This window comes from Frondihabitans sp. PAMC 28766 (assembly GCF_001577365.1).
GTDB lineage: Bacteria > Actinomycetota > Actinomycetes > Actinomycetales > Microbacteriaceae > Frondihabitans.
Genome location: NZ_CP014513.1, coordinates 1,066,906 through 1,080,093 on the forward strand (window position 1 = coordinate 1,066,906; position 13,188 = coordinate 1,080,093).

Annotated in this window: 14 protein-coding genes; 11 read left to right on the forward strand and 3 right to left on the reverse strand. The window is 69.6% G+C overall.

The genetic code is table 11. The features are described 5' to 3' along the window. The first annotated feature begins 795 nt into the window (after positions 1–795). From AX769_RS05225 to AX769_RS05235, 4 genes are read left to right on the forward strand one after another with little or no spacing between them, the layout of a single operon-like run. Positions 796–1,680: a glycosyltransferase family 2 protein gene (locus AX769_RS05225; protein WP_239451949.1), complete on the forward strand. Its 885-nt coding sequence runs from the start codon at positions 796–798 to the stop codon at positions 1,678–1,680. Next, positions 1,677–2,675, forward strand: a complete 999-nt coding sequence (locus AX769_RS05230; RefSeq protein ID WP_082763498.1) for a glycosyltransferase family 2 protein — start codon at positions 1,677–1,679, stop codon at positions 2,673–2,675. Before AX769_RS05225 ends, AX769_RS05230 begins: the two co-directional genes overlap by 4 nt. Then, complete coding sequence (locus AX769_RS23690; RefSeq protein ID WP_157887463.1) at positions 2,672–2,878, forward strand: hypothetical protein; 207 nt, start codon at positions 2,672–2,674, stop codon at positions 2,876–2,878. Before AX769_RS05230 ends, AX769_RS23690 begins: the two co-directional genes overlap by 4 nt. Next, positions 2,851–4,020, forward strand: a complete 1,170-nt coding sequence (locus AX769_RS05235) for a glycosyltransferase family 2 protein (RefSeq protein WP_157887464.1) — start codon at positions 2,851–2,853, stop codon at positions 4,018–4,020. Before AX769_RS23690 ends, AX769_RS05235 begins: the two co-directional genes overlap by 28 nt. Positions 4,021–4,274: 254 nt before the next feature. Here the strand turns inward: AX769_RS05235 and AX769_RS05240 are convergent, their stop codons facing one another. Further along, complete coding sequence (locus tag AX769_RS05240; protein ID WP_066283205.1) at positions 4,275–5,117, reverse strand: helix-turn-helix transcriptional regulator; 843 nt, start codon at positions 5,115–5,117, stop codon at positions 4,275–4,277. 197 nt (positions 5,118–5,314) lie between these two features. Between AX769_RS05240 and AX769_RS05245 the strand changes: the two genes are divergently transcribed. Further along, positions 5,315–6,487, forward strand: coding sequence for a DUF2510 domain-containing protein (locus AX769_RS05245; protein WP_066276722.1), 1,173 nt, complete (start codon positions 5,315–5,317; stop codon positions 6,485–6,487). A gap of 23 nt (positions 6,488–6,510) precedes the next feature. Here AX769_RS05245 and AX769_RS23695 read toward each other — a convergent pair whose 3' ends face one another. Both AX769_RS23695 and AX769_RS05255 read right to left on the reverse strand, forming a co-directional pair. Continuing rightward, a complete protein-coding gene (locus AX769_RS23695; protein ID WP_066276725.1) occupies positions 6,511–7,254 on the reverse strand; it encodes an anti-sigma factor in 744 nt (247 codons plus the stop codon). Continuing rightward, on the reverse strand, positions 7,251–7,757 hold the full coding sequence (locus AX769_RS05255; RefSeq protein WP_066276728.1) for a sigma-70 family RNA polymerase sigma factor: 507 nt from the start codon (positions 7,755–7,757) through the stop codon (positions 7,251–7,253). The genes AX769_RS23695 and AX769_RS05255 overlap by 4 nt, the downstream gene beginning before the upstream one ends. A 137-nt stretch (positions 7,758–7,894) precedes the next feature. On the opposite strand from AX769_RS05255, the gene AX769_RS05260 reads away from it, so the two are divergent. The 6 genes from AX769_RS05260 (at position 7,895) to AX769_RS05285 (ending at position 13,151) form a co-directional block, all read left to right on the forward strand. Further along, on the forward strand, positions 7,895–8,218 hold the full coding sequence (locus tag AX769_RS05260) for a hypothetical protein (RefSeq protein ID WP_066276732.1): 324 nt from the start codon (positions 7,895–7,897) through the stop codon (positions 8,216–8,218). 95 nt (positions 8,219–8,313) lie between these two features. Continuing rightward, complete coding sequence (locus tag AX769_RS05265) at positions 8,314–8,706, forward strand: DUF1304 domain-containing protein (protein ID WP_066276734.1); 393 nt, start codon at positions 8,314–8,316, stop codon at positions 8,704–8,706. A gap of 76 nt (positions 8,707–8,782) precedes the next feature. Continuing rightward, the gene (locus AX769_RS05270) at positions 8,783–9,094 is read left to right on the forward strand and encodes a hypothetical protein (protein WP_066276736.1); all 312 of its coding nucleotides are present in this window, start codon (positions 8,783–8,785) and stop codon (positions 9,092–9,094) included. 200 nt (positions 9,095–9,294) lie between these two features. Further along, positions 9,295–10,191, forward strand: coding sequence for a hypothetical protein (locus tag AX769_RS05275; protein WP_066276739.1), 897 nt, complete (start codon positions 9,295–9,297; stop codon positions 10,189–10,191). Positions 10,192–10,479: 288 nt separating this feature from the next. After that, positions 10,480–12,423 (forward strand): glycosyltransferase, encoded by a 1,944-nt coding sequence (locus AX769_RS05280; RefSeq protein WP_082763502.1) that lies wholly within the window; start codon positions 10,480–10,482, stop codon positions 12,421–12,423. Then, positions 12,420–13,151, forward strand: a complete 732-nt coding sequence (locus AX769_RS05285) for an HlyD family efflux transporter periplasmic adaptor subunit (RefSeq protein WP_066276740.1) — start codon at positions 12,420–12,422, stop codon at positions 13,149–13,151. Before AX769_RS05280 ends, AX769_RS05285 begins: the two co-directional genes overlap by 4 nt. Positions 13,152–13,188: the final 37 nt, after the last annotated feature.

Sequence of the window (13,188 nt, forward strand, 5' to 3'; positions counted from 1 at the left end):
CCACTTCGGGTGGGGCCGGCTGACGAACCGGTGAATTCTTCGGTGTGCCCGAGGTGATTTCGGGGGGCACGATCGGCGACGAGAAAGTGTCTCGCCGGTGGCCCCCGAGAGACATCAGGATCCGGCGCCTGTCGACGCGTCCATAACTTGCGGGGTACAAACGCGAACCGTGTCGGCACTTTGGAGGACACCCGGCGGGCTCGTGTCCGCACAAATGCGGACACGGTCGTCAGTCGTTTCGTGCCGGCTGCGAGAACCGGTCAGCGCGCGGGCCGGAAGCGCCGGCAGTCGCAGAGGCTGCAGTCGGACCCCCGCCGATAGTGCTCGTGCGCTTCCTTCACGTGCCCGCAGAGACAGACGGGCTCGGCGGGAGCGGTCTTGGGCGACATGGGAACCCGTTCGAGGACTCGTGGCCCGGAGGCCGACGTGCGCGACAGTGAGCGTCGTCGCGTGTTCACGATAGCCCGGAGGCGGCCTCAGGTGGTGACCAGCCGAATCGGGGTACGGGCCTGTGGAGAACCCCGCTTGTCCGCATCATGGGGGACAGGGGTTCGAACCCCTGTCGGCGTCGGCGTAACGGGGGACTTAACGCTCGGAGCGCCTCCGGCGTGACCCTCGTATGCGGGGGTATTGCCCGTTCTCGCCACGCGATTAGGTTGGCCACACCCGAAGCGAAACGAACACGGTCTCAGGCCGAAGTCGTAACGTAGACCGGGTCGGCCCCTCCCCAAGGCCGGCTCTGCTCCGGTCGAGCACCACCCGAACGCTCGACAACGGGCACCCGCAACACCCGAGTTGCCATCCCGCCCCGAACAACCCGCCTACCCGAATTGGCTTACCCCTCATGACTCTTCGCCCTGCCTGCGCTCGTCCAACCCCACCATCTCGATCATCGTTCCGGCCCGCAACGAGGCCAAGAACCTCGAGGTGATCCTGCCCCAGCTGCCCCAGGTCCACGAGGTCATCCTCGTCGACGGCAACTCGGTCGACGGCACCGTCGAGACCGCTCAGCGCGTCCTGCCCGGCATCAAGGTCATCAATCAGACCCGCAAGGGCAAGGGCAACGCCCTGGCCTGCGGCTTCGAGGCAGCGACCGGCGACATCATCGTCATGTTCGACGCCGACGGCTCGGCCGACCCGGCCGAGATCCCCGCCTTCATCGAGACCCTCGTCACGGGCGCCGACGTCGCCAAGGGCTCGCGTTTCCGCAAGGGCGGTGGCTCGGAAGACCTCACCCTGTTCCGCTCCGGCGGCAACCTCGGCCTCAACCTGATCTGCAACATCATCCTCGGCACGAAGTACTCCGACCTCTGCTACGGCTACAACGCGTTCTGGCGCGACGTGCTGCCCGCCATCGAGCTGCTCGACTCGAGCCTGCCGATGCCGGCCACCGGCGGAATGCTGTGGGGCGACGGCTTCGAGATCGAGACGATCCTGACCTGCCGTTTCGCCGCCGCCAAACTGCGCGTGACCGAGGTGCCCAGCTTCGAGAAGAACCGCATCCACGGCGAGTCGAACCTCAACGCCATCAGCGACGGCATCCGCGTGCTCAAGACGATCTTCGACGAGAAGCGTCGCGAGAACGCCGCGCTCGCCGCCGTCCGCAACCAGCCGGCGATCATGGCCGACGAGGCCGTCACAGCCCCCATCCGCATCGACGCCGAGCAGGAAGTCGCGTGACGAGCATCATCGGGTTGGCCACCGGCACCCTCACGGTCAGCGTCATCGTCTGCGCGTACACGCAGCGCCGCTGGCAGGATCTCCAGGACTCCGTCGAGTCGGCGCGCGCCCAGAGCGCCACCACCGAGGTCGTCGTCGTGATCGACCACGAGACCGAGCTCTTCCGCCTGGCGAAGGCCCGCTGGCCCGAGCTCGTCGTGGTCGAGAACTCCGAGGCGCAGGGGCTCTCCGGCGCCCGCAACACCGGTGTCGCGATCGCGACCGGCGACATCGTCGCGTTCCTCGACGACGACGCCACCGCCGACCCCGACTGGCTGACCTGGATGCTCGACTCGTTCGACGACCCGTCGGTCGCCGGCGTCGGCGGCTACGCCGAGCCGGTCTGGCCCGACGCTCGCGGCCCGAGGCTCTACGCCGACGAGCTGCTCTGGATCGTGGGCTGCTCGTACCGCGGCCTCCCCACCGAGACCGCCGACGTGCGCAACGTGATCGGCTGCTCGATGGCCTTCCGTCGCGAGGCGATCCTCTCGGTCGGCGGCTTCTCGTCGACCGTCGGCCGCGTGGGCAACATCCCGCTCGGCGGCGAGGAGACCGAGCTCTGCATCCGCATCCGCCAGGCCGACCCGTCGGCCCGCATCGTCTTCGAGCCGATGTCGCTCGTCAATCACCGCGTCTCCGCCGACCGCGGCACCTGGGGCTACCTGCGCCGCCGCTCGTTCTACGAGGGCGTCTCGAAGGCCGTCCTCAGCCGCACGCTCGGCCGCGGAGACTCGCTCTCGAGCGAGTCGTCGTACCTGACGCGGGTGCTGCCCGGCGCCTTCTTCCGCGAACTGCGCCAGCTCGGCCGCGGTGGCGGCAAGCGCGCCGCCGCGATCGCTCTGACCGTCACGGCGACCGTCGCCGGTTACGGCCTCGGCGCCGTCTCGAACGCCAAGGCGTCCGACGCGGGCTCGGTCACGCGCCAGCTCGAGTCGACGTCTCTGGTGCGCCGATGATGGCGTTGCGCCTCGCGCGGCCGATGTCGAGCCCTGCCGCCCCCGAGTGGTCGGGTGCGGTCTGGATCGGCACGGTCGACACCGCCGAGCTCGCCGGGCTCGCCGGCAGCGCGATCGAGCTGGAGGGGCCGAGGGCTACTCGGTCGCCCGCCTGCTCGTGCGCCGGGGCCGTGCCGTGCTCGGCTTCGTCGAGCTGCCAGTGATCGACGGCGCCGTCTCGGTCGACGACCTCGCGGCGAAGATCGACCGCCTCGCTCCGGTCGACATCGCGCCCGAGCCCGTGCGCCTGCCGACGGTCACCGTCATCGTCTGCACGCGCGACCGCGCCGACCAGCTGCGTTCCGCTCTCACCTCCGTGCTCGAGCTCGACTACCCGGCGTTCGACGTGGTCGTCGTCGACAATGCGGGCGCCACCGACGCCACCCGCGAACTCATCAGGACCGAGTTCGCCGACCCGCGCGTCCGTGCCGTCTCCGAGCCCGTCCCCGGTCTCTCGCGCGCCCGCAACACCGGCCTGCTGGCTGCTACGGGTGAGATCGTCGCCTACACCGACGACGACGTGATCGTCGACCGGCACTGGCTGACCGGGCTCGTCGCCGGGTTCGCCCGCGCCGACGACGTCTCGCTCGTCACCGGCCTCGTGCCGAGCGGCGAGCTGCGCACCGCCGTCCAGCGGTACTTCGACGACCGGGTCAGCTGGTCGGGCAACATCGTCGCCCGCCAGTTCCGCCTCGCCGAGCCGCCCGCCGACCTGCCCGCCTTCCCCTTCTCGGTCGGCGAGTTCGGCACCGGGGCGAACTTCGCTCTCCGCCGCACGGTCGCACTCGAGATGGGCGGCTTCGACACCGCCTTCGGCGTCGGCAGCCGCACCGGCGGCGGCGAAGACCTCGACATCTTCACGCGCGTGCTCTTCCGGGGCGATGCGCTCGTCGTCGAGCCCTCCGCTCTCGTCTGGCACCGTCACCGCTCCGACCTCGACGCGCTCCGCGCCCAGGCCGTCGGCTACGGCTCGGGCCTCGGCGCGTGGCTGACGAAGGTCGCACTCACCCCCGCCATGATGAAGGTCGCTGTCCGCCGCGCCCCCGACGCCGTGCGCCGGCTGGCCGCCAAGCGCGGTGGATCGCTCGAGTCGGGCGCTGGCCCGGCGACCAGCGGTTCTACGCCGGCGGCGCTGGATCCTGCGCAGCTCGCGTCAGGCACCGACTGGGCCACGGCCGTGTCGAAGGTCGGCTGGACCGAGCTGCTGAGCGTCGCCAAGGGCCCCGGCCGCTACCTGCGGCAGCGCTGGGACGGCACCGGGCTCATCTCCGAGGCCGATCGCGCAGCGGCTCTGGCCCGCCGCTAGCAATCGCCCCCTCGCCGCGCGGCGCCTTCGGCGCGAGGCGCCTTCGGCGCGCGGCAACCTTCCGAGCGTGCGCGCTTCTGGCCGTGGGTGGCCAGGGGCGGCGCGCACGCTTCAGCTCGCCGACGTCGGGACTCGTCTGCGGGGGAAGTTGCCGTGCACCGAGGATTCCGCGCAGTCGGGAATTCAGGCCGGGTGCCCGATTCGAGCCCGATTCGGCGTCGGATCGGGCACTGAGCCTGAATTGCCGACGAGCCTCAGCGAGCGAACTCCTGGCGGCCGACGACGGCGAGCAGGTCGAGCTTGGCAGCCGACTCCGAGCCGGGCTCGGCCGTGAAGACGAGCAGGCGCTGCGACTCGTCGTTCGGCGTGAGGATCTGGCAGTAGACCTCGATCTCGCCGAGCTCGGGGTGCACCAGCGTCTTCTGGTCGGCGTGGCGGGCCGCCACGTCGTGCTGCTCCCACAGAGAGCGGAACTCGGCGCTCTGCGACAGGAGGCTGTCGACGATGGCTCGCACGCGGGGATCCTGCGCGCCTCGCCGGCCCACGGTGAGACGGACATCGGCGACCTGGATCCGGCTCTGGTGGTCGTGATCGCGCTCGGGGTAGATGTCGCGGCCGCGCGGGTGCGTGAACCAGCGGTGCACGAGGCTGCGGTCGAGGCCGTCGAACCGGAAGTCGTCGCCCATCAGCGCCTGCGCCGCCGCGTTCTGCACGAGCGTGTTGCCGAGGTCGTCGATGACTTCGGCGGGGGTGTCGTGCAGGCGATCCAGGATGCGCAGGATGGCCGGGTCGACGAGACCGCTCGACCCGAGACGCGCCGGCGGGTTGTGCCCGGCGAGCCGGAAGAGATGGTCGCGCTCGTCGAGTGTCAGCCGCAGGGCCCGCGTCATGGCCACGATCATCTGCTCGGACGGCTGTGTCGCCCGCTGCTGCTCGAGGCGTGACACGTAGTCGACGCTCATGCCGGCCAGCATCGCCACCTCTTCGCGGCGGAGGCCGGGCGTGCGGCGGCGCGCGCCGTCGCCGAGGCCGACGTCGCTCGGCCGGAGGGCCTCGCGGCGGCGGCGGAGGAAGTCGGCGAGCTCGGCCCTGTCCATGTCCATGGTTCCATCCTGCGCCCGTGACGCGGCCGGAGCCAGGGACCCCTCCTCCCACTCTGGGGGTGCGCGAGGCGCGACGTTCTCTGGTCGCTGCAAGCAAGCCGGACCTAGGCTGGATGGAAACCGACAGGGGTGGGCGCGTCGCCCGCCCGCCGCCGCATCGCGCGAGATCGCGCAGACACGAAGGACTCCCCGTGACCGACTCGACCGGAAACGCACTGCCGCAGCCCGGCTGGTACCCCAACCCGTCCGGAGAACCCGGCTACCGCTGGTGGGACGGCCGCTCGTGGACGGAGCATGTGCGCGGCCCCGAGCCGCAGGCTCCCCTCCACCAGCACACCCCGGCGCCGCAGGCGGCCGAACAGCCTGAGCAGACCCTCGCGCCCGCGTCTGTGCCCGCGCCTGCGTCTGTCACCGAGCCGGAGACGACAGTGCCGACGGCGGCCGAGGCCACCCCCGCAGCCGACGATCGCCCGGCCTACGGCGAGCGCATCCCCGGCTACCAGCAGGCCGCCTCGCAGCAGCCCGCCGCCCAGCAGCCTGCGGCCCAAGAGCCCTACGGCCAGCAGGCACCGGCTCAGCAGCCTGGCCAGGCGACGCCCTACGGCCGACAGGAGCCCTCCGGCCAGGAGCTCTCCGGCCAGCAGCCGTACGGCCAGCAACAGCCGTACGGCCAGCAACAGCCGTACGGCCAGCAGGGGCAGTACGGCCAGCAACAGCCGTACGGCCAGCAGGGGCAGTACGGCCAGCAGGCGCCCGGCGTGCCGTACGGCCAGCAGCAGCCCTACGGCCAGAGCCCGCAGCCCTACGGGCAGCAGTACGGCGCGCAGCCCTACGGCGGCTTCGGCCAGAGCCCGTACCCGCACGCCCGCGAGTTCCCGAAAGCCCCCGAGGGCGCGAAGGTCGTCACCTGGCGCATCTGGGTCATCGCCCTCCTGCCGATCATCTCGCTGGTCGTCGCGATCATCACGATCCCGAGCTACCAGCCCTTCCTCCAGAAGATCCTCGAAGAGGGCCAGAGCGGCAACCCGGACACCAACATCGCCTTGCCGTCGGGGCAGGGCGTCACGCAGATCATCGACCTGGTGGTTGCGGCGATCACCATCGTCCTCGCCTTCCTCGACTGGCGACAGCTGTCGCGGGCCGGCGTCGTCAGGCCCTTCCACTGGGCGTTCGCGTTCTTCTCGCTGCTGACGCCGTTCGCGTCGCTGGTCTACGTGATCGGCCGCACGATCGTCGTGCACCGTCGGTCGGGTCGGGGCTGGCTGCCGATGTGGGTGTCGATCGCCGTCGTCGCGATCGGGTTCATCGCCGTCATCTTCACCTTCGTCGGCGTCGTCGCCGGAGTCGCGGGCCACACGGCTTGACGCTCGCCGCCTGAGCCCGCACCTCAGCCGAGGTTCTTCGACAGCAGCACGGCGCCGCTCACTTCGTTGCGCACCTCGACGCGGCTCAGCTGCGGCAGGGCGGTGTCGACCGAGCCCGTCGTCACGACGTCCGACCCGGGGTCGGCCGTCCAGGTCGAGACTCGGACGGTCGTGCCGGCACGGTCGGTGACGTAGAGGCCGTACGTCCAGCTGTCGTCTCCCGTCGATCCTGAGCCCTCGCTCGCCCCGTGGTACGCGCAGGCCATCGTGATGCTGGTGCCCCAGCGCTCGGTGGTGAAGCCGACGGTCGCGGTGAGCGCACTCGGCACGGCGGCGCGCAGCGCCACCTGAGAGGTGGGGTGCGGCGACGTCACGAGGGGCGGCACGACGATCGCGCCGGCGACGACGGCGGCCGCGGCCAGCGAGGCGGCGACCACGGCGGTGAGGCGGCGACGGCGGGTGCGCCTCACGCGGGCAGCGAGAATCGGCAGGATCTCGGGGCGAGACACGACAGGGCGGGCGTCGGATCCTGCGCCCGCCCTGTCGTGCGCGCTCTCGTCGTGCCGGGCCGGACCGTCGTCGAGCATGGCCAGGGCCTCGTCGCGCGGCACCGCGGCCAGAAGGCCGGGCATCGCGGCGAACGAGGTGACGGCCGCCGAGCACTCGTCGCAGACGGTGAGGTGCTCTTCGTACTCCCGGCGCTCGGACGGGGCGAGGGCGCCGAGCACGTAGGCGGCGTCCCAGTCGGCGTAGCGGTCGTCGCTCATCGCGTGACCCCTTTCTCCTGCATGGCGAGGCGCAGGGCCTTCAGCCCGTAGTGCAGCCGCGACTTGACCGTGCCCTCCGGCACGTCGAGCTCGCGGGCGATCTCGGCGACCGAGCGGCCGCCGTAGTAGGCGTGCACGATCACCGTGCGGTGCTCGAGGCCGATCGACGCGAGCGCATCGGCGACGCTCCACTGCTCGAGCAGGGCGTCGGTGGAGTCCGGCGTCGGCGTCTCGGGCAAGAACTCGGTCGGATACTCGTGCGCGTGCCGGGCGCTTCGTCGATCGTCGATGACCATGTTGCGTGCCACCGTGAAGAGCCAGGCTCGAGCCGACGACTCGCTCTGGTCGAGCACGCTCGGCTTCTTCCAGGCCTTCAAGAGGGTCTCCTGGACGATGTCGTGCGCCAGCGCGTCATCGCGGGTCAGGCCGACGACGTAGCGCCAGAGCGCGGGCGCGTGTTCGTCGTGGAGCGCACGAAGCAGCTGCGCGTCGCTGTCGACCATCGCTGCTCCTCGTGCCGTTCGTCGGTGCTCCGTCTGTTGCCGGTGCCACTAGATCACACGAGGCGGGGCGGCGAAAGGTTCACCGCACCTGACCATTGCCTCCGACGCGGGCCCCGACACGGCGTACCGTCCACCGCATGGATCAGCTCACCGAGGCAGAGGCGGCATCACTCGCCCTCGCGCTCGTCGCGGTGGCCACGGCATCGGTCGACGGCGGGCAGGATGCGAGAGACGCAAGCGACCGCTGCCTCGTCGAGCTCGTCGACGGGCTGTGCGACGTCCCTCTCACTGAACGGCAGGCTGACGTGATCGAGACCATCGGCACCGCCAGTGCAGCCCTGACCGCAGGTCTCGGCTCGGCGATCGCCACCGATCGTGACTGCGACGTGCACGTCGTGCTGCGGCTCGCGGCGCGAGCCGTGCTCGACCAGACCGACGGCGGAGGGCACCGGGCCGTCTGAGGCATTTCGGGCGTGGCCGCGGGAATGCCGGCGACACGCCGTCGCCTGTCGGCCCGTGGCATCTCGACGCGTCATGCTCGTCGCGTGGAGCCCTCATGCTGATCATCGCCCAGCTGGTCGCGGCTCTGGCGAGCCTGCTGCACATCGTCTTCTTCCTGTTCGAAAGCGTGCTGTGGTCGCGGCCGGCGGTCTACGCGCGCTTCGACATCGGCACCCAGGCCGAGGCCGACACCATCCGGCCGATGGCCTACAACCAGGGCTTCTACAACCTCGCGCTCGCCGTCGGGGTCATCGTCGGCATCTTCCTGCTCGAGGGCCACGGCGGGGAATTCGTCGCCGGCAAGACGCTCGTCATCTTCGGCACCGGCTGCATGGCCGTCGCCGGCATCGTGCTCGCCTCCACCGGGCGGGCCTACCGGCGAGCGGCGGTGGTGCAGTTCGTGCCCGCCGTCGTCGCTCTCATACTCGCTTCTTTGGTCTCTCGGTAGGAGGCCACAGCTTCAAGGATCAGCCTGGAGGCTGACGCGGTCCGGCGCCCGATGCGGTGGACTTATCACACACCAGATGATCGACGACGGGGGTCGGGCCATGAACGCTTACGCCGAGCTTGCACGGGATCTCTGGCGTGCTGCCGACGAGGCGCGATTCTTCGCTCTGCCCGACCGCGAGCGCTTCTTCGCCGACCTCGGCGACCGCGTCGAGGCGCGCGTGGTCGAGCTGATCCCGGCCTTCGCCGGCGCCGCCCCCTCGGGCGAGCCCGCGCGCTGCCGCGACCTGCGCCTCCGCAAGGCCAAGAAGCAGGCCGAAGAGGTCGCCTACCAAGAGCTCATCTTCAGCCAGTCCGTCGTCGAGCCCGAGCTGGAGTACGCCTCGTAGCGTTCGCTCTGTTTGTCTTCCGGCCCGCGGCCGGCAGGCTTGCGCGCAGCCTGCGGTGTCCCGCCCCGACTCCGGTCGACTTCACGCAAAGCGGTCGATCCGGATCGACCGTTCCGCCCGGAACCGACCGCACTCGTCAGTAGGGCTCGCCGTTGTCGCCCGCGGGAGCTCGACGTCACCGAACCCGCGATAATCGACGAGTGACCGTTACTGCGACCGCCGCCCCCGCCCTCGGGCTCCTCCTCGACGTCGACGGGCCGATCGCCAGCCCGATCACGCGCAGCATCAACCTGCCCGAGATCACCCGCGACCTCGTCGCCCTGGCGACCGCCGGCATCCCGCTGATCTTCAACACGGGTCGGTCCGACACGTTCATCCGCAACGAGGTCGTGATCCCGCTGCTCGACGCCGGGCTGCCGGCCTTCTCGCGCGTGCACGGCGTCTGCGAGAAGGGCGCGGTGTGGTTCTCGATCGGGCCGCAGTTCGGCGGCGAGGGCATGGGGCAGATCCGGGTCGACGAGTCTCTGGCGATGCCCCACGACTTCGCCGTCGAGATGGACGAGCTGGTGAGTGCCGAGTTCGGCGGCAGCGTGTTCTTCGATCACACGAAGCGCGCGATGGTGTCGGTCGAGCAGCTCACGTCGATCGACACTGCGACCTACCTGCCGATCCAGAAGACGTTCGACGCGCGCGCGATGGCGGCCCTCATCGAGCGCGGCTACGGCGTCCGGCGCCTCGACGACGTGCGGCAGGATGCCAACGGGCAGGTCCAGTGGCGCATCGACCCCACGATCATCTCGAGCGACATCGAATCCGTCGTGCTCGGCAAAGACCTCGGCGCCCGGCGTGCCCTCGAGCTGCTCGCCCTCGACGGCCCGTTGCCTCTCGCGTGGCGCACGATGGGCGACTCGCGCAGCGACTACGCCATGGCCGACTGGCTGGACGAGCACGGCTACGACGTGGCGCACGTCGACGTGCGACCGGCCGACGGCGTGCCCGAGAAGGCGTATCCGATCCTGGTGAGCGAGACGGGGGCCATCCACGACGAGGCCGGCGCCGAGTTCCTCAGCGGGTGGGTAAGCGTTGTCAACGGGTGATCCCCCGGGGTGAGGCAGCCGTAAAGACGGCAACAGTTCATACGGGCGTCACGTCCGACCCCCGAACGGGGGTCCCCCCTTCGGTGGACGTGCCACTACGCTGAGACAACTCCACGGGCCGACCCGAAACCGGCCCGCTCGAACATCCGCATCGGCGCCCGAAACCGCCGATTCGGATGTCTTCCCGTCGTCGCCGCCGCCGACTCCCGCTTGCCGCGGTCGACTGCGTCCACACCCGTCGCCCTCCGCGTCAGGCGTCTCCGATGCCCCGAACGAGGAGAGCTCCGCATGTCTTCACACAGCCCTGCCCGTCGACGCGCCACAGAAGTGCCAACGCGCGCCCTGCCGCCGGTCACCCGCGCCGAGTCCCGCCTCGCCTTCGAGCGCCAGCGCCTCGAGGCCGAGCTCTCGACGCGCAAACCCGCCCGCACTCGCAAGGCGCACACGACCGAGCACATCACCGCGGCCGGTCGCCCCGAGGGCCGCACGCACTCGCCGGTGATGCTGCTGCTGGTGCTCGTCTGCACCCTCGGCATCCTGCTCTACGGCTCGTTCCTGCTGAACCCCGCCAACCGCGGCGACCTGATCCCCTACATCATGGTGATCGTCGCCGAGGCCATCGTGGTCATCCAGGCCCTTCTCTCGATGTGGACGATCCTCTCGGGAGGCTCCGACCCGCGCGAGTTCGACTTCTTCCAGGCGCAGGATCTCCTCTACGACGAGGTCGAGATCGGGCGACTCGGGGTCCGTGACCAGCCGCACCTCTGGCCGATCGTGATCGACGGTCACCGTCAGCTCGTCGACGTCTTCATCACCGTGTACGGCGAGGAGATCTCGAAGATCGAGGCCACGCTCGTCGCAGCTCTCGCCCTGCAGGGTGAGCACCGCACGTGGATCCTCGACGACGGCGCGAGCGACGAGGTCCGCGACCTCACGGCCCGGTACAACGCTCGCTACGTGCGACGCCTCACCAACCACGGCGCCAAAGCGGGCAACGTGAACCACGCCCTGTCGCTGGCGAAGGGCGACTTCTACGCCATCTTCGACGCCGACTTCGTGCCGAAGCCGCTCTTCCTGCACGAGACCGTCCCCTTCTTCATCGACGAGAAGGTCGCCTTCGTGCAGACCCCGCAGGCCTACGGCAACCTCGTGTCGCTCGTGTCGCGCGGTGCCGGCTACATGCAGGCCGTCTTCTACAAGTTCATCCAGCCGGGCCGCAACCGCTTCAACGCGGCGTTCTGCGTGGGTACGAACGTCATCTTCCGTCGCGCGGCCATCGACGACATCGGCGGCATGGTCACCGATTCGAAGTCGGAAGACGTCTGGACGTCCCTCCACCTGCACGAGCGCGGCTGGCGCTCGATCTACATCCCGATGACCCTGGCCGTCGGTGACGCGCCCGAGACCATCGAGGCCTACTCCAAGCAGCAGCTGCGCTGGGCGACCGGTGGCTTCGAGATCCTCTTCCAGCACTTCCCGTTCTCGCCGAAGCACAAGCTGACGATGGACCAACGTCTGCAGTACTTCGTCACTGCGACGAACTACATGACGGGCATCGCGCCCCTTCTGCTGCTGCTCGTGCCGCCGCTCGAGATCTACTTCGACCTGCGGCCGATGAACCTGCACATCACGATCGTGCAGTGGCTGCTGTACTACTGCGGCTTCTATGTGATGCAGATCGTGCTGGCGACGTACACGCTGGGGTCGTTCCGCTACGAGGTGCTGATGCTCTCGACGGTCTCGTTCCCGATCTACGTCAAGGCTCTGTGGAACGTCATCACCGGCAAGGACGAGGGCTGGAGCGTCACTGGCCGCAAGGGCAAGGCGAAGTCGCCCTTCAACTTCATCATCCCCCAGGTGCTGTTCTTCGTCTTCCTGTTCTTCACCTCGTTCGTCGCGATCTACCGCGACATGCAGAACGGCGTCGTGACCCTGGCGACCATCTGGAATCTGCTGAACACCGGCATCCTGATGTCGTTCATGGTCGTGGCCTGGCGCGAGGGGCGTCAGCTCAAGCGCCAGAACGCGGCAGAGAACGCCGGTGCCGTCGAGGCGTTCGTCCTGCCGGCCCCGGCCGCTACCGTTGCACAGGCTCCGCTGCGCACGCAGATCTCGCGCCCCGTGCCCCGCACGCGCGACGAGGTCGCACTGCTGGTCGACGACGTCGAAGACACCATCCCCCGCGCGGGCGCTCTGCTCGCACGCCACGCCGGCGAGAGGGTCGCCTCATGACCTGGGCCAATCGCGCCAAGCTGATCGTGGGCCTCATCTTAGTGCTCGCTCTGATCCTGGTGTTCTTCGTGATCTTCACGCAGCGCAACTCGCAGGTCATCTCGACCAGCGCCTCGATCGAGGCCGAGGAGTACAAGATCGGCACGGACTATGCCGGCAACGTCGTCAATCAGTACGTGAACGTGGGCGACACGGTCAAGAAGGGCGAGCCGCTCTTCACGATCAAGAGCCTCTCGGTGCTCCAGGACGTCTCGGTGGGCCTCCTCAGCTACGACAGCGCCAGCTATTCGGTCACGAAAGACGGCACCATGACCTTCCGCGCCACCGTGCCCGGCAAGATCTCGGCGATCGACACCAAGGCAGGCGGCTTCGTCAGCGCCGGCGCCGACCTCGCGACCATCGATCGCTCGGACAGCCTCTCTGTGGAGGGCGACTACATGCTGTCGCCCCGCGACTACGAGCGCATCCGCACGGGTGCCGAAGTCGACGTGACTCTGCCCAACCAGACGACGATCAGCGGGAAGGTCAAGCAGGTCACCGTGCAGACCACCAACGGCGACGCGCAGACCGCGATCCAGGTCTCGAGCAAGTACCTCGTGCAGGGCGCCTACTCGGGGCTCGTCAACTCGGGCACGCCGGTGACGGCGACGCTGCACCTTCGGCAGGACGGCATCCTCGCCGGGCCTCAGGACGCCCTCCTCGCCTTCGTCCAGAAGATCGGTCTGTAGCCATCCGTCGACGCACACTCGGTGCCGCTCTTGCTCT

What these genes read in the sequence shown, in the direction of transcription:
- AX769_RS23690 (WP_157887463.1), top strand. Translation starts at nt 2,672, where the DNA reads ATGATGGCGTTGCGCCTCGCGCGGCCGATGTCGAGCCCTGCCGCCCCC.
- AX769_RS05240 (WP_066283205.1), bottom strand. Translation starts at nt 5,117, where the DNA reads ATGGACAGGGCCGAGCTCGCCGACTTCCTCCGCCGCCGCCGCGAGGCC.
- AX769_RS23695 (WP_066276725.1), bottom strand. Translation starts at nt 7,254, where the DNA reads ATGAGCGACGACCGCTACGCCGACTGGGACGCCGCCTACGTGCTCGGC.
- AX769_RS05255 (WP_066276728.1), bottom strand. Translation starts at nt 7,757, where the DNA reads ATGGTCGACAGCGACGCGCAGCTGCTTCGTGCGCTCCACGACGAACAC.
- AX769_RS05260 (WP_066276732.1), top strand. Translation starts at nt 7,895, where the DNA reads ATGGATCAGCTCACCGAGGCAGAGGCGGCATCACTCGCCCTCGCGCTC.
- AX769_RS05265 (WP_066276734.1), top strand. Translation starts at nt 8,314, where the DNA reads ATGCTGATCATCGCCCAGCTGGTCGCGGCTCTGGCGAGCCTGCTGCAC.
- AX769_RS05270 (WP_066276736.1), top strand. Translation starts at nt 8,783, where the DNA reads ATGATCGACGACGGGGGTCGGGCCATGAACGCTTACGCCGAGCTTGCA.
- AX769_RS05280 (WP_082763502.1), top strand. Translation starts at nt 10,480, where the DNA reads ATGTCTTCACACAGCCCTGCCCGTCGACGCGCCACAGAAGTGCCAACG.
- AX769_RS05285 (WP_066276740.1), top strand. Translation starts at nt 12,420, where the DNA reads ATGACCTGGGCCAATCGCGCCAAGCTGATCGTGGGCCTCATCTTAGTG.